Source organism: Paenarthrobacter sp. YJN-5, assembly GCF_015040095.1.
Classification (GTDB): Bacteria; Actinomycetota; Actinomycetes; order Actinomycetales; family Micrococcaceae; genus Arthrobacter; species Arthrobacter ureafaciens.
Map to the genome: position 1 here is coordinate 55,946 of NZ_CP053544.1, position 22,104 is coordinate 78,049.

Genomic DNA, 22,104 nt, shown 5'->3' on the forward strand with positions numbered 1-22,104 from the left:
AATGGACATTACTGCCGTGGACATCCTTCTCTGGGGCGTCCTGCCCTACGTCATGGTGGTGGTCCTGGTGGGAGGGCTCATCTGGCGCTACAAATACGACCAGTTCGGCTGGACCACCAGATCCTCCCAACTCTACGAGTCCAGGATTCTGCGGATAGCCTCCCCGCTGTTCCACTTCGGCCTGCTTGCCGTGATCGCGGGGCATTTCTTCGGCCTGGTCATTCCGATGGCTTGGACCCAGGCCGTGGGGATGAGCCAGGAGTTTTACCACTTCAACGCCCTGCTGGTCGGCGGTATTGCGGGGGTCGGGACCCTGGGCGGGATCGTCCTGCTCATCTACCGCCGCCGCAGGACCGGCCCGGTGTTCATGGCCACCACCAGGAACGACAAAACCATGTACGTGGTGCTCACCGCAGCAATCGTCTTCGGACTGTGGACCACGCTGGCCAGCGTGGCCGAGGGGGAACACGGGCACAATTACCGCGAAACCGTTGCCCCCTGGTTCAGGTCCCTTTTCATTTTCCAGCCGGACATTGCCGCGATGGCCCAGGCCCCCTTCTCGTTCCACCTGCACACTCTTGTGGGTATGGCGCTCTTTGTGATCTGGCCGTTCACCCGGTTGGTGCATGCCTTCACAGCCCCGCTGCACTACCTCTTCCGTCCTTACATCGTGTACCGGTCACGGGACAAAGACAGCTCCGTCGTGCCGGTACGGCGCGGATGGTCCGCCGTCGGTACCCGGGACCGGGACACGAAGAACCGCTGAGTTGAAGGAGAAAACCGTGGACGGAACAGAGTCCCAGCCCGTTCCCGCCGGCCGCACACTGAACCTGGTGCTCGCCACCGTGGCCTCGGTGGTGGGCTTCTGGGCTTGGAACTCCGTGGCCACACTGGGGTCCTTCTACACGCAACAACTGCAGCTGAGTCCGGCTGCCACGGGCGTGCTGGTGGCCATGCCCGTCTTTGTGGGGTCACTGGGACGGATCGTCGTCGGTGCCCTCACGGACAGGTATGGCGGCCGCGCCCTGTTCACCTTCGTGCTGCTCGCTGCAATCCCGCCCGTCCTGCTCGTGGCGTTCGGCGGCACCATTGACTCCTTCGCGGTCGTGTTGGGCGCAGGGCTGCTGCTGGGGGTGGCCGGAACGGTCTTCGCCGTAGGGATCCCCTTTGTCAGCGCCTGGTACGAACCCGCCCGACGGGGCTTCGCTACCGGCGTTTTCGGTGCGGGCATGGGCGGGACAGCGCTGGCCGCTTTCCTCAATCCCCGCCTTGTGGCCTGGATCGGCTACTTTCCCACGCACCTGCTGATCGCCGGGCTCCTCGCCGCGACGGCCATCCTGGTCTGGTTCCTGATGAAGGAAGCCCCCGGGTGGACGGCGAGCAACGCGCCAGTGCTGCCCAAACTCGCCGACGCCGCCCGCACTGCCGTCACCTGGAAGATGTGCTTTCTGTACGCCGTCGTCTTTGGTGGCTTCGTCTCCTTCGCCACCTACCTCCCCACCTACCTGCGGGACGTCTACAGCTTCGATCCGGCCGGGGCCGGTGCCCGCACGGCCGGTTTTGCCCTGGCCGCCGTTCTTGCAAGGCCGCTGGGCGGGGTGCTTGCCGACAAGGTAGGCCCCAAGCCGGTGGTGATCGCCGCGCTCAGCGGTGTTGCCGTGCTCGGCTGGGTGGTGAACCTGTACCCCGAGGGCGAAGTCCAGGCCGGACTGACGTTCGTGGCCATGGCCGCGGCACTGGGACTGGGAGCGGGTGGCGTCTTCGCCTGGGTGGGCGTGCTGGCACCGCAGGGCAAAGTCGGCAGCATTAGCGGAGTGGTCAGCGCGGCCGGAGGCTTGGGTGGATACTTCCCGCCGCTGGTCATGGGAGCCACGTACGACGCCGCGACGCGCAGTTACTCCATTGGTCTGCTCTTGTTGGTAGCGACGGCCCTGGTGGCGCTGGTGTTCACAATCGTGGCTGTACAGGGCCGGACAAAACCGCGCGTCGTTCCGCCCGGACTCGCCGGTCCACGCCCGTAGCCAGGCGGGCCCAGGCAACGCGCCGCCGTCGTGCGCGGGCGAGGTGTCGCCGTCGTTGGTGGGCAACGCGCCGCCGTCGTTCTCCGCTTTACGCCGGCGGTTGCGCCCGACGGTCGGTCTTGACCACGGTGAAGAGCACCGCTGAGTCCTCCTCCGCTTCGAGGCTGTGGAGGCCGTCCGGCACGATCAACAGGTCTCCCGTTTTCCCCTGCCACGAGTCTTCGCCCGCTTTGAGCCAGACATTTCCCTTCAGGACAAAGACAGTAGCCTCGCCGGGGTTCTGATGTTCGCTGAGCCGCGTGCCTGCGCGGAAGGCCATGACCGTTTGACGGAGGGTCTTCTCATGCCCGCCGAATGCTGTGTCTGCAGCGCGTCCACTTGGTGCGGCAACTGCGGCTTCGATTTGCTGGCGGGCAAGGGCCTCGATCGATATTTTCTGCATGAGGTCACCGTACCCACGTTTCCCTGTTCTGCCGAGGGGTGTTGCCGTAAGTCCCGAATCAACAGAATGCCCAATGACGTGTTAGTGTTTTTGACGCTGTTGAGGAGAAAAAGGAAACTGGTTCTCCGAATCACCCTGCGCGGGTGGCGGAATGGCAGACGCGCTAGCTTGAGGTGCTAGTCCTCGAAAGGGGGTGGGGGTTCAAGTCCCCCTCCGCGCACACAATGAGCCCTGGAAGGTCAATGATCTTCCAGGGCTCACATGTTTAAGCTGCCATGTTCCAGCCGGTAGGCCGCCGGTCGTCACGCGCCCGTGCGCGGCGCGAACATAATGACGCCGACGCCCACTATGCAGATGACGGCTCCAATGATGTCCCAGCGGTCCGGGCGGAAGCCGTCCACCAGCATGCCCCAGGCAAGTGAACCGGCTATGAAGACGCCCCCATAGGCCGCGAGGACCCTGCCGAAATGGGCGTCAGGCTGGAAGGCCGCGAAGAATCCGTAAATGCCCAAGGCCGCAACGCCCAGCCCCGCCCACCACCATGCCTTGCCCTCCCGGACTGCCTGCCAAATGAGCCAGGCGCCCCCGATTTCGGCTGCCGCGGCCAGAACGAAGAGGACTGTGGACTTGAGGATGGTCATGACTCAAGTATTCATTGGCCCGTTATCCACATAGGCCTTGCCGGTGCTTTCGGCCACGACACACCGCCGAATAGCTTTGGATGCAGGAGATGCACTAAGATATTGAAGTCTGTGCTGCGCCCTCCTTCCGAATCTTTGGCGGGGGAGCGAGGCACAGCAATCGCAAATGAACCTCCTGTTACGGAAATACCGTAACCGCTTAGCCCAAAGGAGGTGGGTTCACATATGCGTCCTTACGAATTGATGGTAATCATCGACCCCGAGGTCGAAGAGCGTACCGTAGAGCCGTCGCTTCAGAAGTTCCTGAATGTCATCACCACCGATGGTGGAACCATCGAAAAGGTTGACATCTGGGGCCGTCGTCGCCTGGCATACGACATCAAGAAGAAGTCCGAAGGTATCTACGCAGTGGTGAACTTCACCGCTGAGCCTGCTACCGCCAAGGAACTTGATCGCCAGCTGTCTCTGAACGAGACGATCATGCGCACCAAGATCATCCGCCCCGAAGACCAGAAGGTTGTTGCTGAGTAATCAGCCCCTTCCAGATCTTTACCCCGCAGGAACGAACAAGGAGGCAGTAGATGGCAGGCGAAACCACTATTACGGTCATCGGTAATCTCACCAATGATCCGGAGCTGCGGTTCACCCCGTCTGGCTCAGCAGTAGCGAACTTCACCATCGCTTCTACTCCCCGGACCTTTGACCGCCAGTCGAACGAATGGAAGGACGGGGAAACCCTGTTCCTCCGCGCGTCCGTATGGCGGGAAGCAGCCGAGAACGTTGCCGAGTCCCTCACAAAGGGAACCCGCGTCATTGTTTCCGGCCGTTTGAAGAGCCGTTCTTACGAAACCAAAGAAGGCGAGAAGCGCACCGTTATTGAGCTTGAGGTCGACGAGATCGGCCCGAGCTTGCGTTACGCGAATGCCAAAGTCAACCGCACCCAGCGCTCCGGCGGCGGGTTCGGCGCCGGCAACGGTGGCCAGGGTGGCTTCGGTGGCGGCAACGCAGGTGGCTTCGGAGGTGGCCCCGCTGGTGGAAACCAGGGCGGCAACTCCGGTGGAAACTGGGGCGGCAACCAGCCCGCACAGCAGGATGACCCTTGGGCTACGCCCGGTGTCAGCAACGCTGGTGGCTGGGGCAACGGCCCGGACTCCGAACCTCCCTTCTAAACAAAAAAACACCACCATCCCGTGGATCAATATCCACGGGCTCCATAGAAAAGGAGCTCCACGATGGCTAAGGCTGAACTCCGTAAGCCCAAACCAAAGTCCAACCCCTTGAAGGCCGCTGACATCACTGTCATCGACTACAAGGACGTAGCATTGCTGCGCAAGTTCATCTCCGACCGCGGAAAGATCCGCGCTCGTCGCGTCACTGGCGTTACCGTTCAGGAACAGCGCAAGATCGCCCAGGCAATCAAGAACGCCCGCGAAGTTGCTCTGCTGCCCTACTCCGGCGCTGGCCGCGGCTAAGGGAAGGGATTAACTAACATGGCAAAGCTCATTCTGACCCACGAAGTAACCGGTCTCGGTGCTGCTGGCGACGTTGTCGAGGTAAAGAACGGTTACGCACGTAACTACCTTCTGCCCCGCGGCTTCGCTCTGACCTGGACCCGTGGTGGCGAGAAGCAGGTTGAGACCATCAAGGCAGCCCGTGCTGCCCGTGCCCACGCAACTGTTGAAGCTGCACAGGCACAGGCTCAGGCACTGTCCTCCAAGAAGGTCAAGCTCGAGGTGAAGGCCGGTCAGTCCGGTCGTCTCTTCGGCACCGTCAAGCCTGCTGACGTCGCTGCTGCTGTTGAGGCTGCCGGCCTCGGCGCCATCGACAAGCGCAACGTTGAACTGCCGAACCACATCAAGTCTGTCGGTTCGTACCAGGCCAACGTTCGCCTGCACGAGGATGTTTCCGCTGTCATCGACCTTGAGGTCGTTGCCGGCAAGTAGTCCCTGACTACGCCTGAAGGACCCCCCTCCCGGATTCCGGGAGGGGGGTCCTTTTGCATGCCCCGAGTTGGCAATTGATGACAATGTTGGTGCCCTGGACTGCCATTAACTGCCAACTCGCGGGGGCGCGGGGGGCGAAGGGGGTCAGGGCCTATGGATCTCCGTCATGGTGTGGTTGTAGCCGGTGCGGATCAGCTCCGCCAGCACATCCCTGTCCACATCGTCCAACCTGTTGACGTACAAGCACGATGCGCCGGTTTTGTGCTTACCAAGTTCGGGAAGCAAGCGGTCCGCCTCCGGACTCATCGTCAGTCCATAGAGGGCCAGGTTGGCTTTGCGCGGTGAGAACCCCACGGCTGCAGCATCGCCTTCTCGGCCGCTCTGGTACTTGTAGTGGTACTGCCCGAAACCTACGATCGACGGACCCCACATCACGGCTTCCTGGCCGGTGATCCCGCGCATCATGTTCAGTAATTCAAAGCCGTCCGCACGCCGGGCCGGGTGCTCCACGGCATTAAGGAATTCCTCAACGGGCACTTGGGTGGGCTGCGTCTTGTTCTCTGCCATGAAGGTAGTGTGGCAGACGGCCCACAGGCTCACCAGCACCAGTGATAGCCTGCACCGGTGAGTCCACTTTCCCCCCGAAACCGCCCGTTCCACCAAGTAGACGTCTTCTCCGACCGTCCCTATTTCGGCAACCCGCTCGCCGTCGTCGTTGATGCCGAAGGGCTCGACAGCGGGACGATGCAGCGATTCGCCAACTGGACCAATCTGTCCGAAACCACTTTCCTGCTGCCGCCCACACATCCGGACGCGGACTACAGGGTGCGTATATTCACTGGCAGCGAGGAGTTTCCGTTCGCGGGCCACCCCACGCTTGGCTCTGCCCACACGTGGCTGCAGGCAGGGGGAGTGCCCAAGTCTGCCGGCGTCGTGGTCCAGGAGTGCGGAGCAGGTTTGGTACGCGTCAAGCACGACGGCGGACGGCTGGCCTTCGCGGCACCGCCACTGACCCGGTTTGGTCCGGTGGAGGACGCTGTGCGGAAGCAGTTGGCCGCGGGTCTTCGACTTTCGGAAGATGACATCCTGGATGCCTCGTGGCTGGTGAATGGGCCGGCGTGGATTGGCGTCCTGCTCGAGTCCGCTGACCGGGTCCTCGGCCTGGAACCGGACATGCTTGCCTTGGGGGATCTAAAGGTGGGTGTCATCGGGCCGTATCCGGCAGGCTCCGAGGTGGATTTTGAGGTTCGTACGTTTTTCCCGGGCGACGCCATGATTGAGGACCCGGTGACGGGTAGCTTCAATGCGGGGGCAGCTCAATGGCTGATAGGGAGCGGGCGTGCGCCGGAGGCATACGTGGCCGCCCAGGGCACCGTGCTGGGGAGGGCAGGGCGCATCCACGTCAAGGCTGAAGGGGACCAGGTCTGGGTCGGCGGTGATTCGACTACCTGCATCCAGGGGACAGTACTGTTATAGGCCTGGGTAACTAAAGGAGAACGCATGGGTTCCGCACGGACATTTGAGTCGATCGTCATCATCTTCAACCCCAACAGCACGGGGAATGCCCCGGAGCTTGCGGAAGAGCTGCACGGGAAGCTCATCAAGATGCTGCCGTACTCGCCGGAGATCATCCTTGAACCAACCCAACACGCGGGGCACGCGGTCGATCTGGCCCGCGAAGCCGCCGGTAAGGGCGGCGACGTCCTGGTGGTCTCGGTCAGCGGCGACGGTGGCTACAACGAGGTTGTCAACGGCGTGATGCAGGCGGAGAACCCCAAGGCAGTGGCCGCAGTCATGGCTGCCGGCAACGCGAACGACCACCGGCGGACGGTTGGAACCAAGCCTTTGGAGGAGGCCATCGCGGAGGGCAACGTCCACAACATCGACCTGCTCCGGATCCACACGGGCCAGAAAGAGAATGAGCCGCTGGAGTACGCCCACTCGTACATCGGGTTCGGCCTGACCCCGGTTGTTGCGACGGAGTTGGAAAAGGGAAGCAAGGGCGCCCTGACGGAGATGGTGTCCGTAATCAAGACGTTCTCGGAGTTCAAGCCGTTCGAAATCCGGCTGGACAACGGCAAGCGCCAGAAGGTGGACAGCCTCGTTTTTGCGAACATTCCCGAAATGGCAAAGTACGCCACCCTCAGCGAGGCGGAGGAGACGCCCCGTGACGGCAAGTTTGAGGTCATCTTCTTCCCCCACATGCCCAAATGGCGGGTGGTCTTGAACGCCTTGCGGGCCACCACCCAAGGCCTGGGCGATCAGCCGAGCGTCAGCAGCTACGAATTCACCACGCTGAAGCCCTTGCCGTACCAAATGGACGGGGAAGTAAAGAACGTGGAAGCCGGGATCAAGGTCCGCGTGGAGAGCGCACCGGCGGCGCTGCCCACCATCGGCTGAGTTCAGCCCGCGCTGCAGGCAGCGGTGACAAAGTCATGGATGCGTCCGCGCAGATCGGCAGGAGCCGGCACCTTCAGGGCACCCTGACGGTTGCCGATGGCCACATTCAATGGAACGAGTGTTCCCACCTTGTCTTCAGCGACGGCATGGGGGTCGCAGCGGGCAGGACGTACGCGCAGGGACAGCACCCGGGCGTCCGCTGCGGCCGTAATGGTGACATCGCGGGGCCACGGGTCCGACGGCTGCTCCGCCAGTAACGTGGTGCCACCGATCGACTCGATGACCAGGGTCTGGTTGGGGGTAGCGGTTCTGGTTGGGGTGATAACCAGGCGCACGACGGCGGTTCTTCCGTCCGGCGCTACGTCCAGTTCCGGGGCCAAGGCGACGGATGCCACCGCCGCGGCCTCCTTGGCGAGGCAGAGTTCGTCCGAGTTGCGCTGCAGGACGCCGAAGGAGTCCGTGGCTCCGGTACTGAGTTGGCGTGGCTCATTATTGGTGCGGGCGTACTGGATGGTGACTGCCGGGGGTTCGCCTGCGTGGCTCCCGCAGCGTGGCTCCGGAAGGCTGGCGGGGAGGCTCTTGGGCTGGTTCGGCGGTAGTTCCAGTGGACCGTTCTCCGGCCTCCATGTGATGCCCTGCTGAAACAAGCCTGAGCGGAGGTCCACGCCGCTGACCGTGACGGGCGAGCCGGAGGTGTTGGTCAGTTGGATGAGGATGGCTTGCTTTCCGTACTGGTCGCGGGACTGGTTGATGTCCACCACGATCTCCGCGGCAGGCTCACTGGTGTCCGCTTCCGGAGCAGTCACGGGCTGGCAGGAAGAGACCGCACCCGCGGTGCACAGCAAAAGAATGGGTGCCTTCCAGGAATGCCGCTGCCGGGCCATGCGATCAGTGTAGGCCTGCCCTCGCGAACCTGTACGGGTTCCTCTGGCGATAGCTTCATAAGCATGCTTAGCTTAATTTCACATTGCTATTGCGGCATCGGAAAGGAAGTCATGTCCACTGTTACCCGGCCCTTCAAGTCTGCAGCAGCCGATGTCTGGAAAGTGATTGCCGACGGCTGGCTTTACTCTGGCTGGGTGGTGGGTGCTTCGCGGATCCGCGCTGTGGATGACCAGTGGCCCCAGGTCGGTGCGAAGCTTCATCACTCCGTCGGCGTCTGGCCCCTCCTGATCGATGACAGCACCAGCGTGGCTGCGGTCCAGACCGGACGCTCCCTTGAGCTCCTTGCCCGTGGATGGCCGATGGGTGAGGCCAAGGTGCTGATCACGGTGGAAGAGGCCGGTCCGGACGAATGCCGCGTCTCCATCTCCGAGGACGCAGTGCGAGGTCCCGGCAAGTTGGTTCCCAAAGTCCTGCGGGATCCTGTGATCGACGTTAGGAACAACGAGACCCTGCGGCGACTGGAACTGATGGCAGTCGGCGGGGCTGGGCGGCAGAGGTAGCCTTTTCGGCAAGATCCTTCGCCCAGGGCCTCTTCCGTCCTAGCATGGTCCGCAGGTGCGCCCACGGACGGTGCACAGGCGGGGGATGGGTTCATGGGGTCATCGGAAGCGGCAGGAGCCAGCGTAGCGGCAGCGGCCAGTGCAGGGCGTCCCGAGCCGGAGAGTGCGCCGGGCAGGCGCAGGCGTCCACGGAGAATCCGAAGGCTGGAGCTCGCCGTCGTGCTTGTGTTGGTTGTGCTCCTGGCCCTTTCTGCCACCCCGTGGCCATCGGCGATGGTGATCCGTGGGGTTTTCGAGCGCGGGGCCCAGGACACCGTTGCAGAAATGACTCCTTACGTTCCGCAGGCCGGGCTGCAGACGCGCGCCAATGTTGTCTACAGGCCGGGGCTCTCCTTCGACGCCTTTAGCCCCGAAGGAGCTGCGGGTGGACTGCCGACGATCGTCTGGATCCATGGTGGTGCCTGGATTTCCGGAACCCAAGCCAACGTTGAGCCCTATCTTCGGATTCTCGCCGCCGAAGGCTACACAACCATCGGCGTGGGCTACACGATTGCGCCCGAGGCCACGTATCCCACAGCGGTTCGTGAAATCAACGACGCCCTGGCTTACATCAAGGCTCACGCCGCTGAACTGAACGTGGATCCGGGCCGCATCGTCCTGGCAGGGGACTCTGCGGGTGCACAGCTGGCCAGCCAAATGGCCACCCTGACAGTCAATCCTGCCTACGCCAACCTGCTCGGTGTGGAGCCGGCGTTGCGCAAGGAGGATCTGGCTGCCACCATTCTTCACTGCGGTGTTTACGATCTGGATGCCATGAGCAAGCTCAACGGTCTGGTGGAGTGGGGCCTCAAGACGTCTTTGTGGTCCTACACGGGCACCAAGGACTGGTCCGCCACCTATGCCGGGGCAACCATGTCCACTATCGGGTTCGTCACGGGAGACTTGCCTCCTACGTTCATCAGCGGCGGCAACGGAGACGGGTTGACCTGGTTGCAGTCCGTTCCCTACAGCAATCGCTTGAAAGCGGCCGGAGTTCCCGTGACAGAGCTTTTCTGGCCGGCCGACCACACTCCGGCACTTCCTCATGAGTACCAGTTCCAGTTGAATTTCTCTGAAGCCAAGGATGCCAAGGACAGGACCTTGGACTTTCTGGCCGCTCACGTGCGCCCGGGCCGGTAGAAGCGTCCGGGAATACTTCCGAAGCCCGCCCGGTTCAACCACATAGATGCATATGCATGTAAGCTGAGTTGAATCGAGCAACAGGAGAACGCCATGGAAACCCGCCGCATAACCGTCCTTTCAGCAGGGCTTGGCGTGCCGTCGTCGAGCCGTCTGCTGGCCGACCAATTGGCTGCCTCCACGGAACGGCAGCTGCAGGCCGCCGGATACCAGGCGAAGATCGACATCGTGGAACTAAGGGACTTGGCGGTGGACATCGCCAACAACTTCGTCACCGGATACGCAGCTCCCCGCCTCGCGGAGGTGATTGCCGGCGTCGAAGACTCCGACGGCATCATCGCCGTCAGCCCCGTTTTCAGCGCCTCCTACAGCGGCCTCTTCAAGTCCTTCATCGACGTTCTGGATCCCAAGTCGCTGGACGGCAAGGCGGTCCTCATTGGCGCCACGGGCGGCACCGACCGCCACCAGATGGTCCTGGACCACGCCATGCGGCCGCTCTTCAGCTACCTGCGGACCAGGATGACGGCGACTGCCATCTTCGCCGGGCCCCAGGACTGGGGTAATGACGCCGGCGGCTCACCGCTTTCCGCGCGCGTAGACCGGGCGGCCGGTGAGCTCGTGCAACTGCTGAGCGGCCCCCAGCCCGGGCGGAAGTCGCCCGCCTTGGAGTCGTTGCCGTTCGAGCAATTGCTGGCAGGAATCTCTGCTGCGCGATAGCCGAACTAATCGCCGTGCCGGGTCGTTGGGGAAGGCATGAAATGTCCTGTGGATTCTGTAGACCTGGTGATGAGCGAACGCAGCGGGGTTGAGATTGATTACTGCCCGCAATGCAGGGGTGTGTGGCTGGACCGCGGTGAGTTGGACAAAATCATCGATCGGGTGGCCGCCGACCCCGCACCCGCTCCGGCGCCGCACGTTCCAAGCCAACCTCCCATAGCCCCTCCACCGCTCTACAACCCGTTCGAATCGAGGCCCGGGCAGCCGCGGTACGACGACCGGGGTGGCCGCCGGGACTATGAGCGGAGGGACGCTGATCGGCGGGACTACGACCGTCGCGATGACTATGGCCGCAAGCGGAAGAAGAAGGAAGGCTGGCTCGGAGACCTGTTCGACTTCTAGTCGTCCAACAGCTCGATGAATTCGCGGGCCTGCTTGATGGTGATGTCCGAGTGGCGGGTCAGGGCCAGCGCTGCGCCCTCCACGTCCCCGCTTTTGGCGAGGGTCCTGATCCGCCCGTAGATCTCGTCATTGAGCATATTGCTGCTCACCTCGCGGGTTACATCGCCCTTGCTGACGATTGCACGGTACCGGTAGGGGAACCGCTCGGGCTCGTCGTCATCGTCCGCCAGCAGGTCCTTGGCGGGAGCTTCCGGCCGGTAGGGCTGGGGATGGGCGGCGAGGGCTCCGACGGCGTCACGGGAGGCCCGCAGGCCTTCTCCGGTGGCCTGCAAGTAGAGCTTGATGGCCGCCATCCCCTGGCCCTGCGCTATGAGGGAGTACAGGCGACGGTGCTGTTCCTCATTTAGTTTGGCTGCCGACTCCTTAGCGAGGGTGACTGCATCCTTGGGTACGTTCAAGGCTGCGGCGTCGGCACGGGTCTCGGCAGATCGCTTGGTGTAGGAGCGAATGAGCAGCAGCACGCCCGCAATGACCGCAATGAGGATCACGAGCGGGATGAGAAGCGAATCCATGGCGTTTATCAGAGCCGATCTATGTAGTTCTTGGCGGTCATGAGATCTGAGTGTGTTGCCTGCCGCAGTACCTTGATGGCTTGGATCTTTTGGCCGCTGCGGACAAGGTTTTGGAGCTCAAATGCCAACTGTGGGTTGAGCTGGCCGTTGGGAAGTATTGCGGGTTGCTGACCCCGGGCAGGGGAATTCGGGGACTGCTGGCCAGGGGCCGGGCGCGAAGTGTGGGAACGGTTCTGGCTGGGCTGCGCGGAAGCTTCTATGCGTGCCCGCTGGGCCAGTGCCGCCTGGATTTGCGAGGCTTGGTGCGCGGCGGAGCGTGAAGCCAGTTCACGTTGGTAGCGCTCCGCCTCGGACACTCCGGTATCACGGGGCCGAAGCGCCGTGGACACGGCCCATAACAGGCCAATAAGGATCACCAAAGGGAGGGCTGTCAGGAGCAGGTCGCCAAGGTTGTTCCCCATGCTTAGAGCTTATGCCAGATTGAGGTTATCCACAGCACATTCCATGAGCGGCATAAGCTTCCGAGAGGGAAGTGTCAAATGCGGCATGAACTTGTTGAATGCATCACATTCCGGGCATGTTTGTGCCTCGTCGAGGCGTGATGGGCTTCCCTCCTTGTGAATGTATCTGTGGATGGTTATCCACTAAAAAATCTTTTGCTCCACAAGCTGTGAGGGACGTTTTCCCATGTCAAAAGCGGTTTTGAGCGAAAAGAATTTTTGTATCCACAGGTTCACGCACAGTCTGTGCACAACCAATGAGGCTTATTCCACAGGTTATCCACAGATGTGCAAGACGACCGGCTTTGTGCTTCCCAAGAGCGCGGATACCGTGGCTGAGGTACCTGTTTCAGGATGGAAATAACCCTCCCGAATACCCTCAGCCGACGGCGCGCAAATCAGCTTGGGGATACTTCTGTGGATAAGTTGTGGGTAACGGGGACGGCCCTAAGAATGTCGGTCCCGGACGATATAACAGGAGCACTCGGCTGGTCCGGATGCCAGGGTTATCCATTCCAGGTCCACCCGCGCTTTACGCACCGCCGAGGGACGGAATCTCTGCAGCGGTACACATATGGAGGACGGCTTTGTCAGTAATGCACTTGGACTCACTCGAGGGCACCCGGGCTTCGGATTCGAGCCGCAAACCTCCGCAGGACATCGCGGCTGAACAATCAGTCCTCGGTGGCATGATGCTCTCCAAGGACGCCATTGCCGACGTCGTGGAGATCGTTCGCGGGCACGACTTTTACCGCCCGGCGCACGAGACCATCTACGAATCCATCATTGACCTGTACGGACGCGGAGAACCCGCTGACGCAGTGACCGTCTCGGACGAACTGACCAAACGCGGCGAGATCAACAGGATCGGCGGGCCGGCCTATCTCCATGAACTGATCCAGACCGTCCCCACCGCCGCAAACGCCGGCTACTACGCGGAAATCGTCGCAGAACGTGCTGTCCTGCGCCGCTTGGTCAATGCCGGAACCAAGATCGTGCAAATGGGCTACGGGCAGGACGGAGAGGTCGAAGACCTCGTCAACCAGGCCCAGGCCGAGGTCTACGCTGTTGCTGAAAAGCGTACGGCTGAAGACTACGTGGCGTTGAAAGACGTCTTGGAGTCCACGGTGGACGAGATCGAGGCGTCCGGGCACCGTGGAGAGGGCATGGTGGGTGTTCCCACCGGCTTCTATGAACTGGACGAACTCACCCACGGCCTCCACCCGGGTCAGATGATCGTGATTGCAGCACGCCCCGCCGTTGGTAAGTCCACGTTTGCGCTGGACTTCGCCCGTTCGGCAGCCATCAAGAACAACATGGCCACTGTGATGTTCTCCTTGGAAATGGGCCGGAACGAGATCGCCATGCGCTTGCTCTCCGCGGAGGCCACCATCAGCCTCCAGGATCTCCGCAAGGGAACCATCAAGGACGAGCAATGGTCCAAGATCGCCACCACCATGGGCCGGATGAATGATGCGCCGTTGTTCATCGACGACAGCCCCAATATGTCCCTCATGGAAATCCGGGCCAAGTGCCGCCGCCTCAAGCAGCAACATGACCTGAAGCTCGTGGTGCTCGACTACCTGCAGCTGATGAGCTCGGGCAAGAAGGTCGAATCCCGCCAGCAGGAAGTGTCCGAGTTCTCGCGTGCGCTGAAGCTGCTCGCCAAGGAACTCCAGGTCCCCGTGATCGCCCTCTCGCAGCTGAACCGTGGTTCAGAACAGCGTCAGGACAAGCGGCCCATGGTGTCCGACCTCCGTGAATCCGGTTCTATCGAGCAGGACGCGGACATGGTCATCCTCCTCCACCGTGAGGATGTCTACGACAAGGAGTCCCCTCGCGCAGGTGAAGCGGACATCCTGATCGCCAAACACCGTAACGGCCCTACCAAGGACATCGTCGTGGCATTCCAGGGCCACTACTCCCGGTTCGCCAACATGGCCGGCGATTCCGGCGGAGGCGGCGGTTTCTAGCACCCGCTAGGCAGCGTCCTCAAGCTGCTTCCGCAGCAGGCAGAACTCGTTGCCTTCGGGGTCTTGCAGCACATGCCATTGTTCCTCGCCCGTTTGCCCGACGTCGGCTGGCCGGGCTCCGAGGGCAAGCAGGCGCTCCAGCTCAGCAGCTTGGTCCCGGTCCACGGGATTGACATCGATATGGAGCGGCAGGCGGCCCGTCCGCGGGTTGTTGCTGGGGCTCAGGATGATGGTGGGCTGCAGGCCGCCGAAGCCGGCATCGGATGGCCCGATCTCAATCGAGCCCTCATCCCTGTCGAGTTCGACGTATCCGAGCACGTCACTCCAGAACTTGGCAAGCAGTTCGGGATCTTTGCAGTTCAGGACCAGTTCGCTGATTCGGCAAGACATGGACGCCAGTGTAACCAAGAGGCATCTTGAGAAACAGGAGAGGCCGGGATCCCCCGATCCCGGCCTCTCCTGTAGGGCTAGCAGCCTTCGAAGTCGCTGAGGACCTTCACCTTCTCCGCGGAAGCGGACGTGGGATCGAAGGCGTAGCCAACCCACTCCTTGGCCAGCCGCCGGGCGAGTTCCACGCCCACCACGCGCTGTCCCATGGTGAGGACCTGGCAGTCGTTGGAGAGGATGGAGCGCTCCACGGAAAACGAATCGTGGGCCGCGGTGGCACGGATACCGGGCACCTTGTTGGCGGCGATTGCCACGCCGATGCCGGTACCGCAGAAGAGGATGGCGCGGTCAGCCTTGCCCTCGCGGATCATTTCGCCTGCCGCGATGCCCACGTACGGGTACGGCCTGGTGAAGTCCGCATCGGCACGGTTCACTCCGATGTCAATCACTTCGGTGATCCGGTGGTCTGCCTCCAGATCCGCGAGGATCCGGTCCTTGTAGTCAACGCCGGCTTCGTCGGCGCCCACGATGATGCGCATGGTTACTCTCCTAGTTGGCGGCTGCAGCTACGGGAACTGCCGTGAAGTGGGGCCCGACGGCGGTGAACACCATGGCGAGCGACGTCGCCCCGGGGTCGGGGGTTCCAATGCTCTTCTCGGCGAGGGGACGGGCGCGGCCTTTGAGCGGGCGAAGATCAGCGGTGGCGGCTGCTGCCGACGTTGCTGTTGTAGCCGCGGCAGCCCACGCCTCCTCTGCGGGGGACCCGGCAGCCACGGCGTGAGTGAAGGATGAAGCAAACGGCAGCAGGGAGTCCACCATGGTCTTGTCGCCGATCCCGGCTTTGCCCAGGCCCGTGATGCGGTCGGCGAAAGCGCGCACAGCGGCTGCGAGGAGGTCCGCCGTTGGGCTTTCCGCGTCGCCCAGCCGCTCGCCAAAGGCGCGCAGCCCGGCACCCCAGAGGACACCCGACGTTCCGCCGGCTTTGTCGGCCCACGCGTCGCCGCCGGCGATCAGCACGGAGCCCGCCCCGGCACCGGCCGAGTAAGCGGCGGCAGCGGCCTGAAGGGCGGCAGCGGACCCACGGACCATGCCGCGGCCGTGGTCACCATCACCGGCGATCGCGTCCATGTTTCCGAGCATCGCCTCCGATTCGCGGAGCAGCTCCGCAGTGGTCTCCAGCGCGGCAAGGCACTTGCCGGCGTAGGCCCGCGATTCCTCTGTGGAGGAGTAGTTGGCGGCGTCCGAGGCAACGACTTCTTCCACAGCGTCGCCGGCCGCGGCGACATCAAACCCAACCGAACCCCGACGGTAGGCGGGAGTCAGGGCAGGAGCCGTCCAGTACTCCTCCAGTTCCTCGTCCAGCCACGTCAGCGTCAAGGAAACACCCGCCATGTCCAGGCTGGTCACCAGTTCTCCGACTTCGGGCATGACCAGGGTGTAGCCCGCTTCGCGGAGGAGCGGGGCGACCGTGCGCCACAGGACAAACAGTTCCTCGTTCTTGGTGGAGCCAAGCCCGTTGAGGATGACGGCAACACGACCGGACGCGGCTGCGGGTGCTTCCGCCAGGACGCGTCGCACCAGTTCGTGGCCAAGTTCGACGGCGGCAGGCAGTTCAGTATCGAATAGTCCCGGTTCGCCGTGGATACCCAGGCCCAGGCCCATGTGACCCTCGGGAAGGCGGAAGAGGGGTTGCTCCGCTCCCGGGAAGGTGCAGCCGCTGAACGCCGTTCCGATGGTGCGGGTGCGGTCATTGGCCTTGCGTCCCAAGCGCACCACCGAATCCAGGTCCAGCCCGGCTTCGGCGGCTGCGCCCATGACCTTGAAGACTACGAAGTCCCCGGCAATGCCACGGCGCTTTTCAACCTCGGACAAAGGAGCACTGGCGATGTCGTCCGTGACCAGTACGTTCTCCGCCCGGATTCCCTCGGCATTCAACCGTTCGCTGGCCATGCCGAAGTTGAGGACATCGCCGGCATAGTTGCCATAGGTGAAGACGACGCCGGCACCCGAGTTCGCGGCCTTTGCCACCGAGTAGGCCTGTTGGGTGGACGGTGAGGTGAAGATGTTTCCCACCACGGCCCCGTCAGCAAAGCCCGGGCCGATGATGCCGGCGAACGCGGGGTAATGCCCCGAACCGCCGCCCGTAATGACTGCCACCTTGGGAGCGGACGGCCGGTTGCGGCGAACGGCGCCACCCTCTACCTGGCGTACGAGGTCCGAGTGGGCGTCGCAGAAGCCGGAGAGGGCTTCATCGGCGAAGTCGGCGGGATCGTTGAAGATTCTGGTCATGGTGGGTCCTGGTGTTCCTCGGAATGCGGGGGACTAGTGAATGTGGCTGCCGCCGTTGATGTCGATGGTGGTGCCGGTGAGGTACGCGGAATCCTCGGAGGACAGGAACGTGATGACGGCGGCAACTTCCTCGGTGGTGGCGTTGCGGCCCAGGGGGATGCCGGCGTTGATGGCGTCTTCCTGCTCCTGGGTGCTGCCTACGCGGATGTTCGTGTCCACCGCACCGGGGGTGATGGCGTTGACGGTCACGCCGGTTTCGCCGATTTCACGGGCCAGGGCTTTGGTGAAGCCGAGGATGGCTGCCTTGGCTGCGGAGTAGGGGACCTTGCCGAACACGCCCCCACCGCGCTGGGCGGAAACGGACGACATGTTCACGATGCGGCCCCAGCCGTTGGCGATCATGTCCGGGAGGAATGCCTTGGTCACCAGGTAGGTGCCGGTGGCGTTGACGTCCATGACCTTGTGCCACAGCTCAAGGGTGGTCTCGAGGAACGGAACGGGGGAGGTGATGCCGGCGATGTTCGCCAGTGCGCCCACCACCGGGAGGTTTCCGGCCGACACTTCAGCCGCGACGGCAGCCTGGGCCCTGGCAACGGAGGCTTCGTCAGCCACGTTGATTTCGTAACCGAACGCGGGGACGTTGAATTCGTTGCCGATCTCGGCAGCGACCTTCGCCGACTTCTCGCCGTCGAGGTCGAGGATGACGACTCCCCAACCCTGGGCGGCGTAGCGGCGGGCTGTGGTGAGGCCGATTCCACGCTCGGATGTGGCTCCGGTGAGGACTGCGGTGCGCTGGATGGTGGTCATGATGCTCCTTGAATGGTGTGCAGGGGGTACTGGATGAGGTCTGTGATGAAGATGCCGGCCTTGGCTGTGGCGGCGGGCCGCTCGTCATGGGTGACGTCGCGGGTTTCGAGTTCGAGGGAGAAGTGGCCCGTGTAGCCGATGTCCCGCAGGGCGGAGAGACCGGCTGCGAAGTCTGCCTGGCCGTTGCCGATGCTGAGGTTGATGTTCCCGGGCCCGGTTTCGGTGGCGGGCACCGCATCGCGCAGGTGCACGTGGGTGATGCCGTCGCCGAACCGTTCGACGAAGTCCACCGGATTGCCCCCGGAGGCCACGATGTGGCTGAAGTCCATGACGATTCCGACGTTTGAACCGGTGAGCTGGTCGGCAAGGAGCTGGGCCCGCTCTGTGTTCCAGCACAGCCGGAAGTAGTGCAGGGATTCGGTCCACAGTTCTACGCCGAACTCTTTGGCCCGTTCGGACGCGTGGATGAGTTGGGCGCCAACCGTTTCGATGTCTCCTTCGAGGCTGCCCACGGGTTCGTGGTCGATCGCACCGCACGGCAGGACCAGTGCTTTCGCCCCGGTTTTGGCAGCGAGGCTGAGCAGCATCTCAAGGTGGCGTTCGCGCTCCAGCCGGGCGTCGGCGTCGAGCGTTGTATTCAGGTCCCCGACGTCGCCGTTGACGCTGCGGACACGCAGTCCGGACTCACGCACGACGGCGGCAACCGCCTCCACTGCCTCGGCGTCCAGGACGTAGGGCACGTGGTCGCAGACGCCGGGGAGTGCTCCGAGGTCGATCTCTTCGAAGCCGAGACCGCTGATGGTGTGCAGGGCTGTTGCCAGGTCCTGGTGCCGGAAGCTGATGGAAGAACAGCCCAGTCTTTGATGGAACATCGTCGTTGATCCTCAGGTTGCGGCTCTCGACGGAGAGAGCCTTTAGTGATGCGGACCACGTTATCGGAGTTAACTGTTAACAGTCAACCCTCAAAGTTGACTGTTGACATTGCTGGTGGTCTCGGTCACAGTTGACGTGTTATGTTGACTGTCGACAGTGGTGTTGCGGAATGCAGCCCACTCTTCGAAAGGGAATAAGCAATGAGCAATGATGCTCTGACCATGCGTGGTCCGGTTCATGGAACCAAGGAAGCCAAGCGAGTCGCCGTCGGTTCGGGCGTCGGCGCAGTCATCGAAACCTACGACTTCATCGGGTTCGGCACCGCTGCCGCACTGTACTTTGGTACGGCATTCTTCCCCGGCGCCGATCCGGTGACCGGTACGTTGGCGTCCTTCGCGACACTCGGTGTTGGCTTCGCTGCCCGTCCTTTGGGCGGCATCATTGGCGGCCACCTTGGCGACAAGCTTGGCCGTAAGCCCGTCCTCGTTGCCTCCCTCATCCTGATGGGCCTGGCGACCTTCGCTATTGGCCTCCTCCCGACCTATCAGCAGGTCGGCCTGCTGGCCCCCGCACTGCTGGTGATCGTGCGCATCATCCAGGGCCTGGCATTCGGCGCTGAATGGGGCGGTGCCATCCTGATGAGCTACGAGCACGCACCGTGGAAGAAGAAGGGTCAGTTCACCGGCATCGTGCAGGCAGGCTTCCCCGTAGGACTGCTGCTGGCAAACCTCGTCTTCCTCTTCAGCGTCGGCCTCGGCAGTGAATGGGCCTGGCGCGTACCGTTCCTCGCCAGCATCCTGCTGGTCGCCGTAGGACTCATCATCCGTTCCAAGGTGCCCGAGTCCCCGGTCTTCGAAGACGTCAAGACCAAGGGCGACATTGTTAAGTCCCCGATCGTCGAGGTCATCAAGACCGACTGGCGCAACATCGTCCGCGGCATCGGCCTCCGCATCGCCGAAACCGCCGGCTACGCCGTCTCCGTGACGTACATGATCTCCTACCTCCACAGCACCAAGCTGGCCGACAAGACCCAGACCCTGGTGGCCCTCTGCATCGCAGCCGCCATCGGCATCTTCGCCACCTACGCTTGGGGCAAGCTGACCGACAAGGTGGGCCGCCGTCCCGTGTACATCTGGTCAACGGCCTTCGCCGTGGCCTTCGGCATCCCGATGTTCCTCCTGGTCAACACCGGAATGTTCATCTTCATCATCGCTACGATCGTGATCGCTTACGCCGTATGCCAGAACTCGCTCGCCGGCGCCCAGGGTGCCTGGTTCCCCGAGCTGTTCCAGGCCAAGACCCGCTCCTCCGGCGCATCCCTCGCCTACCAGATCTCCGCCATGGTCTCCGGGTTCACCCCGTTCATCACCACCCTGCTGTTCGTCAGCTTCGGCTGGATGGGCCCCGCAGCCCTCTTCAGCATCTACGGAGCCGTCGGTCTCTGGGCCGCCTTGATCACCAAGGAAACCTGGGGCAAGCGTGAGCGCCGGCTCGCGGAAGAAGCCGCCAGCAAAACTCCCCAGACGGTAACCGCCTAAGCAACCACTCGACGTCGGGCGTGTTCTCCCCATCGATACACGCCCGACCCCGGAAGGATTCCCGTGACTATTCCATCAGTCGAAGCAGCGCCCGCTTTGCCGGCCGCCGACCGCGTGGAGCGCATCCGCGCTGCCGCCTACCGCATCCGCCACCACGCCCTGAACATGGGTGAGGTCCAAGGCCAGGGCTACGTCGGCCAGGCCCTGGGCGCAGCGGACATGTTCGCCGCCGTATACGCCGACCAGCTCACGTACCGTGCCGAAGATCCGCACTGGGAGGGCCGCGACAGGTTCCTGCTCTCCACCGGGCACTACGCGATTGGGCACTACGCGGCCCTGGCCGAAGCCGGGATCGTTCCCGAGGCTGAACTCGAAACCTACGGCTCTGACGATTCCCGCCTCCCAATGTCCGGGATGTCCACCTACACCCCGGGCATGGAAATCTCCGGTGGTTCGCTGGGACACGGCCTGACCATCGCCGTCGGGATGGCTCTTGGCCTCCGGGCGCAGGGTTCCTCCAACCGCGTCATCAACTTCCTTTCCGACGGTGAACTGGACGAGGGCTCAACCTGGGAAGCTGCCATGGGCGCACACCACCACCAGCTGGGCAACCTGACGGCCATGGTGGACATCAACGCCCTCCAGGCCGACGGCGCCACCAATACGGTGCTGCGCACCGAACCGGTCACCGAAAAGTGGGAATCGTTCGGCTGGTACACCCAGCGCGTGGACGGGAACGACGTCGGTGCGCTGCTGGCAGCGTTCGACAACATCGCCGCAGTTTCGGCACCGGTCGGGCAGCCGTCCGTGATCCTCTGCGACACCAAGGTTGGGCGCGGGGTGCCGCTGCTGGAGACGCGCGAGAAGGCGCACTTCATGCGCATCGAAGAACACGAATGGCAGATCTGCCGCGAGCAGCTGACCGCAGGATACGAAGGGACGGCATCAGCATGAGCACAGTCACCGCAGCGGCTTCGGCCGCAATGCCCAAGTTGAAGACGTCGGCGATGATCGCTTCCTTCGCCGACCCGGGCCAGAAGACCACCTCCGCCCCGTTCGGTCACGCGTTGGTTGCCGCCGCCGAGGCTGATCAGCGGATTGTCGGTCTGACGGCAGACCTCGGCAAGTACACGGACATGCATATCTTCGCGAAGGCTTTCCCGGAGCGGTTCTTCCAGATGGGCATGGCCGAGCAGCTCCTCCTTGGAGCGGCCGCAGGCATGGCCGAGACCGGCATGATCCCCTTCGCCTCCACCTACTCCGTGTTCGCAGCCCGCCGTGCCTACGACTTCCTCTGCCTGGACATCGCCGAGCCGAACCTGAACGTCAACATCGTCGGTGGGTTGCCGGGGTTGACCACCGGCTACGGGCCCAGCCACCAGGCAACCGAGGACATGGCGATCTTCCGCGGCATGCCCAACCTGACCATCGTGGACCCTTGCGACTCGGTCGACATTGAGCAGGCCGTTCCCCAGCTGGCAGCCTCGGAAGGGCCCACCTACCTCCGCCTGCTGCGGGGCAACGTTCCCACGGTGCTGGATGAGTACGACTACACGTTCGAACTCGGCAAAGCCAAGGTGCTGCGCGGCGGCAACGACGTTGTGTTCGTTTCCTCAGGGCTAATGACCATGCGGGCCCTGCAAGCGGCAGACGCCCTGGCCAAGCACAACGTTGACGTTGCCGTGGTCCACACCCCCACCATCAAGCCGTTCGACTCCGCGACCGTCCTCGCCGAACTGAACACGGACCGACTCGCCGTCACCTTGGAAAACCACACCGTTGTTGGCGGTCTGTTCGAAACCGTCGCCTCCGCCGTCGTAACTGCCGGTCTGGGCAAGCGCGTGGTGCCCATCGCGCTTCCGGACCAGTTCCTCGACGCCGGCGCGCTGCCGACCCTTCACGAGCGTTACGGACTCTCCGTCGACAGGATCGTTGCCAAGGTCCTGACCGAACTCGGCTAAGAACAAACCCGCAA

27 protein-coding genes and 1 tRNA gene are annotated in these 22,104 nt (G+C 63.1%); 17 read left to right on the forward strand and 11 right to left on the reverse strand.

Features of this window, described 5'->3' with window-relative positions; translation table 11 throughout:
- Nucleotide 1: 1 nt before the first annotated feature.
- Together narI and HMI59_RS00225 are read left to right on the forward strand one after the other, a co-directional pair.
- Nucleotides 2–766, forward strand: coding sequence for a respiratory nitrate reductase subunit gamma (gene narI / locus HMI59_RS00220; protein WP_193592437.1), 765 nt, complete (start codon nucleotides 2–4; stop codon nucleotides 764–766).
- 16 nt (nucleotides 767–782) lie between these two features.
- Nucleotides 783–2,021, forward strand: a complete 1,239-nt coding sequence (locus HMI59_RS00225) for an MFS transporter (protein ID WP_193592438.1) — start codon at nucleotides 783–785, stop codon at nucleotides 2,019–2,021.
- A gap of 88 nt (nucleotides 2,022–2,109) precedes the next feature.
- Here HMI59_RS00225 and HMI59_RS00230 read toward each other — a convergent pair whose 3' ends face one another.
- Complete coding sequence (locus tag HMI59_RS00230; RefSeq protein ID WP_193592439.1) at nucleotides 2,110–2,463, reverse strand: cupin domain-containing protein; 354 nt, start codon at nucleotides 2,461–2,463, stop codon at nucleotides 2,110–2,112.
- A 137-nt stretch (nucleotides 2,464–2,600) separates the two neighbouring features.
- Between HMI59_RS00230 and HMI59_RS00235 the strand changes: the two genes are divergently transcribed.
- Nucleotides 2,601–2,683: transfer RNA gene (locus tag HMI59_RS00235), tRNA-Leu, on the forward strand.
- Nucleotides 2,684–2,765: 82 nt separating this feature from the next.
- On the opposite strand, the gene HMI59_RS00240 is transcribed toward HMI59_RS00235, so the two are convergent.
- Nucleotides 2,766–3,104 (reverse strand): YnfA family protein, encoded by a 339-nt coding sequence (locus HMI59_RS00240; protein ID WP_193592440.1) that lies wholly within the window; start codon nucleotides 3,102–3,104, stop codon nucleotides 2,766–2,768.
- Between the two features lie 225 nt (nucleotides 3,105–3,329).
- Here HMI59_RS00240 and rpsF point away from each other — a divergent pair, with 225 nt between their 5' ends.
- The 4 genes from rpsF to rplI all read left to right on the forward strand — a co-directional run bounded on the left by rpsF (nucleotide 3,330) and on the right by rplI (nucleotide 5,047).
- Nucleotides 3,330–3,635: a 30S ribosomal protein S6 gene (gene rpsF, locus HMI59_RS00245; protein WP_021473324.1), complete on the forward strand. Its 306-nt coding sequence runs from the start codon at nucleotides 3,330–3,332 to the stop codon at nucleotides 3,633–3,635.
- A gap of 50 nt (nucleotides 3,636–3,685) precedes the next feature.
- Entirely contained in the window at nucleotides 3,686–4,273 is a 588-nt protein-coding gene (locus HMI59_RS00250; RefSeq protein ID WP_021473323.1) for a single-stranded DNA-binding protein, read from the forward strand.
- A 63-nt stretch (nucleotides 4,274–4,336) separates the two neighbouring features.
- A complete protein-coding gene (gene rpsR / locus HMI59_RS00255; RefSeq protein WP_003800144.1) occupies nucleotides 4,337–4,576 on the forward strand; it encodes a 30S ribosomal protein S18 in 240 nt (79 codons plus the stop codon).
- Between the two features lie 18 nt (nucleotides 4,577–4,594).
- The gene (gene rplI / locus HMI59_RS00260; RefSeq protein ID WP_166186219.1) at nucleotides 4,595–5,047 is read left to right on the forward strand and encodes a 50S ribosomal protein L9; all 453 of its coding nucleotides are present in this window, start codon (nucleotides 4,595–4,597) and stop codon (nucleotides 5,045–5,047) included.
- A 144-nt stretch (nucleotides 5,048–5,191) separates the two neighbouring features.
- Here the strand turns inward: rplI and HMI59_RS00265 are convergent, their stop codons facing one another.
- Nucleotides 5,192–5,614, reverse strand: a complete 423-nt coding sequence (locus HMI59_RS00265; RefSeq protein ID WP_193592441.1) for a DUF1801 domain-containing protein — start codon at nucleotides 5,612–5,614, stop codon at nucleotides 5,192–5,194.
- Between the two features lie 57 nt (nucleotides 5,615–5,671).
- On the opposite strand from HMI59_RS00265, the gene HMI59_RS00270 reads away from it, so the two are divergent.
- Both HMI59_RS00270 and HMI59_RS00275 read left to right on the forward strand, forming a co-directional pair.
- Nucleotides 5,672–6,523 carry a PhzF family phenazine biosynthesis protein gene (locus tag HMI59_RS00270; RefSeq protein WP_193592442.1) on the forward strand — a complete coding sequence of 284 codons (852 nt, stop codon included), beginning with the start codon at nucleotides 5,672–5,674 and terminating at the stop codon, nucleotides 6,521–6,523.
- Nucleotides 6,524–6,547: 24 nt separating this feature from the next.
- Nucleotides 6,548–7,447 (forward strand): diacylglycerol kinase family protein, encoded by a 900-nt coding sequence (locus HMI59_RS00275; RefSeq protein WP_193592443.1) that lies wholly within the window; start codon nucleotides 6,548–6,550, stop codon nucleotides 7,445–7,447.
- Nucleotides 7,448–7,449: 2 nt separating this feature from the next.
- On the opposite strand, the gene HMI59_RS00280 is transcribed toward HMI59_RS00275, so the two are convergent.
- On the reverse strand, nucleotides 7,450–8,331 hold the full coding sequence (locus HMI59_RS00280; RefSeq protein ID WP_227471479.1) for a hypothetical protein: 882 nt from the start codon (nucleotides 8,329–8,331) through the stop codon (nucleotides 7,450–7,452).
- Between the two features lie 111 nt (nucleotides 8,332–8,442).
- Between HMI59_RS00280 and HMI59_RS00285 the strand changes: the two genes are divergently transcribed.
- From HMI59_RS00285 to HMI59_RS00300, 4 genes are all read left to right on the forward strand, one after another.
- Nucleotides 8,443–8,892, forward strand: coding sequence for an SRPBCC family protein (locus HMI59_RS00285; protein ID WP_193592444.1), 450 nt, complete (start codon nucleotides 8,443–8,445; stop codon nucleotides 8,890–8,892).
- A gap of 93 nt (nucleotides 8,893–8,985) precedes the next feature.
- Nucleotides 8,986–10,071 (forward strand): alpha/beta hydrolase, encoded by a 1,086-nt coding sequence (locus tag HMI59_RS00290; RefSeq protein WP_193592445.1) that lies wholly within the window; start codon nucleotides 8,986–8,988, stop codon nucleotides 10,069–10,071.
- Nucleotides 10,072–10,164: 93 nt separating this feature from the next.
- Nucleotides 10,165–10,788 carry an FMN reductase gene (locus HMI59_RS00295; protein WP_193592446.1) on the forward strand — a complete coding sequence of 208 codons (624 nt, stop codon included), beginning with the start codon at nucleotides 10,165–10,167 and terminating at the stop codon, nucleotides 10,786–10,788.
- A gap of 48 nt (nucleotides 10,789–10,836) precedes the next feature.
- Nucleotides 10,837–11,190 (forward strand): zf-TFIIB domain-containing protein, encoded by a 354-nt coding sequence (locus tag HMI59_RS00300; protein WP_236593392.1) that lies wholly within the window; start codon nucleotides 10,837–10,839, stop codon nucleotides 11,188–11,190.
- Here the strand turns inward: HMI59_RS00300 and HMI59_RS00305 are convergent.
- Both HMI59_RS00305 and HMI59_RS00310 read right to left on the reverse strand, forming a co-directional pair.
- On the reverse strand, nucleotides 11,187–11,762 hold the full coding sequence (locus HMI59_RS00305) for a hypothetical protein (protein ID WP_021473313.1): 576 nt from the start codon (nucleotides 11,760–11,762) through the stop codon (nucleotides 11,187–11,189). The genes HMI59_RS00300 and HMI59_RS00305 overlap by 4 nt on opposite strands.
- Nucleotides 11,763–11,770: 8 nt before the next feature.
- The gene (locus HMI59_RS00310) at nucleotides 11,771–12,223 is read right to left on the reverse strand and encodes a hypothetical protein (RefSeq protein ID WP_062098863.1); all 453 of its coding nucleotides are present in this window, start codon (nucleotides 12,221–12,223) and stop codon (nucleotides 11,771–11,773) included.
- A gap of 626 nt (nucleotides 12,224–12,849) precedes the next feature.
- Here HMI59_RS00310 and dnaB point away from each other — a divergent pair.
- Complete coding sequence (gene dnaB, locus HMI59_RS00315) at nucleotides 12,850–14,235, forward strand: replicative DNA helicase (protein WP_193592447.1); 1,386 nt, start codon at nucleotides 12,850–12,852, stop codon at nucleotides 14,233–14,235.
- Nucleotides 14,236–14,241: 6 nt separating this feature from the next.
- On the opposite strand, the gene HMI59_RS00320 is transcribed toward dnaB, so the two are convergent.
- From HMI59_RS00320 to HMI59_RS00340, 5 genes are all read right to left on the reverse strand, one after another.
- The gene (locus tag HMI59_RS00320; protein ID WP_193592448.1) at nucleotides 14,242–14,625 is read right to left on the reverse strand and encodes a VOC family protein; all 384 of its coding nucleotides are present in this window, start codon (nucleotides 14,623–14,625) and stop codon (nucleotides 14,242–14,244) included.
- 77 nt (nucleotides 14,626–14,702) lie between these two features.
- A complete protein-coding gene (locus HMI59_RS00325) occupies nucleotides 14,703–15,161 on the reverse strand; it encodes a ribose-5-phosphate isomerase (RefSeq protein ID WP_193592449.1) in 459 nt (152 codons plus the stop codon).
- A 10-nt stretch (nucleotides 15,162–15,171) separates the two neighbouring features.
- A complete protein-coding gene (locus tag HMI59_RS00330; protein ID WP_193592450.1) occupies nucleotides 15,172–16,911 on the reverse strand; it encodes a dihydroxyacetone kinase family protein in 1,740 nt (579 codons plus the stop codon).
- A 33-nt stretch (nucleotides 16,912–16,944) separates the two neighbouring features.
- Nucleotides 16,945–17,718, reverse strand: a complete 774-nt coding sequence (locus HMI59_RS00335) for an SDR family NAD(P)-dependent oxidoreductase (RefSeq protein WP_062098854.1) — start codon at nucleotides 17,716–17,718, stop codon at nucleotides 16,945–16,947.
- Nucleotides 17,715–18,590, reverse strand: coding sequence for a sugar phosphate isomerase/epimerase (locus HMI59_RS00340; protein WP_193592451.1), 876 nt, complete (start codon nucleotides 18,588–18,590; stop codon nucleotides 17,715–17,717). The genes HMI59_RS00335 and HMI59_RS00340 overlap by 4 nt, the downstream gene beginning before the upstream one ends.
- 201 nt (nucleotides 18,591–18,791) lie before the next feature.
- Here HMI59_RS00340 and HMI59_RS00345 point away from each other — a divergent pair, with 201 nt between their 5' ends.
- From HMI59_RS00345 to HMI59_RS00355, 3 genes are all read left to right on the forward strand, one after another.
- A complete protein-coding gene (locus HMI59_RS00345) occupies nucleotides 18,792–20,129 on the forward strand; it encodes an MFS transporter (RefSeq protein ID WP_193592452.1) in 1,338 nt (445 codons plus the stop codon).
- Between the two features lie 63 nt (nucleotides 20,130–20,192).
- The gene (locus tag HMI59_RS00350) at nucleotides 20,193–21,083 is read left to right on the forward strand and encodes a transketolase (protein WP_193592453.1); all 891 of its coding nucleotides are present in this window, start codon (nucleotides 20,193–20,195) and stop codon (nucleotides 21,081–21,083) included.
- Complete coding sequence (locus HMI59_RS00355) at nucleotides 21,080–22,090, forward strand: transketolase family protein (protein WP_193592454.1); 1,011 nt, start codon at nucleotides 21,080–21,082, stop codon at nucleotides 22,088–22,090. The genes HMI59_RS00350 and HMI59_RS00355 overlap by 4 nt, the downstream gene beginning before the upstream one ends.
- Nucleotides 22,091–22,104: the final 14 nt, after the last annotated feature.

Coding starts and splice junctions, on each gene's coding strand:
- HMI59_RS00330 (WP_193592450.1), bottom strand. CDS start 16,911: ATGACCAGAATCTTCAACGATCCCGCCGACTTCGCCGATGAAGCCCTC.
- HMI59_RS00320 (WP_193592448.1), bottom strand. CDS start 14,625: ATGTCTTGCCGAATCAGCGAACTGGTCCTGAACTGCAAAGATCCCGAA.
- HMI59_RS00335 (WP_062098854.1), bottom strand. CDS start 17,718: ATGACCACCATCCAGCGCACCGCAGTCCTCACCGGAGCCACATCCGAG.
- HMI59_RS00345 (WP_193592452.1), top strand. CDS start 18,792: ATGAGCAATGATGCTCTGACCATGCGTGGTCCGGTTCATGGAACCAAG.
- rpsF (WP_021473324.1), top strand. CDS start 3,330: ATGCGTCCTTACGAATTGATGGTAATCATCGACCCCGAGGTCGAAGAG.
- HMI59_RS00230 (WP_193592439.1), bottom strand. CDS start 2,463: ATGCAGAAAATATCGATCGAGGCCCTTGCCCGCCAGCAAATCGAAGCC.
- HMI59_RS00275 (WP_193592443.1), top strand. CDS start 6,548: ATGGGTTCCGCACGGACATTTGAGTCGATCGTCATCATCTTCAACCCC.
- HMI59_RS00295 (WP_193592446.1), top strand. CDS start 10,165: ATGGAAACCCGCCGCATAACCGTCCTTTCAGCAGGGCTTGGCGTGCCG.
- HMI59_RS00305 (WP_021473313.1), bottom strand. CDS start 11,762: ATGGATTCGCTTCTCATCCCGCTCGTGATCCTCATTGCGGTCATTGCG.
- rpsR (WP_003800144.1), top strand. CDS start 4,337: ATGGCTAAGGCTGAACTCCGTAAGCCCAAACCAAAGTCCAACCCCTTG.
- HMI59_RS00310 (WP_062098863.1), bottom strand. CDS start 12,223: ATGGGGAACAACCTTGGCGACCTGCTCCTGACAGCCCTCCCTTTGGTG.
- HMI59_RS00250 (WP_021473323.1), top strand. CDS start 3,686: ATGGCAGGCGAAACCACTATTACGGTCATCGGTAATCTCACCAATGAT.
- HMI59_RS00355 (WP_193592454.1), top strand. CDS start 21,080: ATGAGCACAGTCACCGCAGCGGCTTCGGCCGCAATGCCCAAGTTGAAG.
- HMI59_RS00325 (WP_193592449.1), bottom strand. CDS start 15,161: ATGCGCATCATCGTGGGCGCCGACGAAGCCGGCGTTGACTACAAGGAC.
- narI (WP_193592437.1), top strand. CDS start 2: ATGGACATTACTGCCGTGGACATCCTTCTCTGGGGCGTCCTGCCCTAC.
- HMI59_RS00240 (WP_193592440.1), bottom strand. CDS start 3,104: ATGACCATCCTCAAGTCCACAGTCCTCTTCGTTCTGGCCGCGGCAGCC.
- HMI59_RS00290 (WP_193592445.1), top strand. CDS start 8,986: ATGGGGTCATCGGAAGCGGCAGGAGCCAGCGTAGCGGCAGCGGCCAGT.
- HMI59_RS00340 (WP_193592451.1), bottom strand. CDS start 18,590: ATGTTCCATCAAAGACTGGGCTGTTCTTCCATCAGCTTCCGGCACCAG.
- rplI (WP_166186219.1), top strand. CDS start 4,595: ATGGCAAAGCTCATTCTGACCCACGAAGTAACCGGTCTCGGTGCTGCT.
- HMI59_RS00265 (WP_193592441.1), bottom strand. CDS start 5,614: ATGGCAGAGAACAAGACGCAGCCCACCCAAGTGCCCGTTGAGGAATTC.
- HMI59_RS00285 (WP_193592444.1), top strand. CDS start 8,443: ATGTCCACTGTTACCCGGCCCTTCAAGTCTGCAGCAGCCGATGTCTGG.
- HMI59_RS00280 (WP_227471479.1), bottom strand. CDS start 8,331: ATGGCCCGGCAGCGGCATTCCTGGAAGGCACCCATTCTTTTGCTGTGC.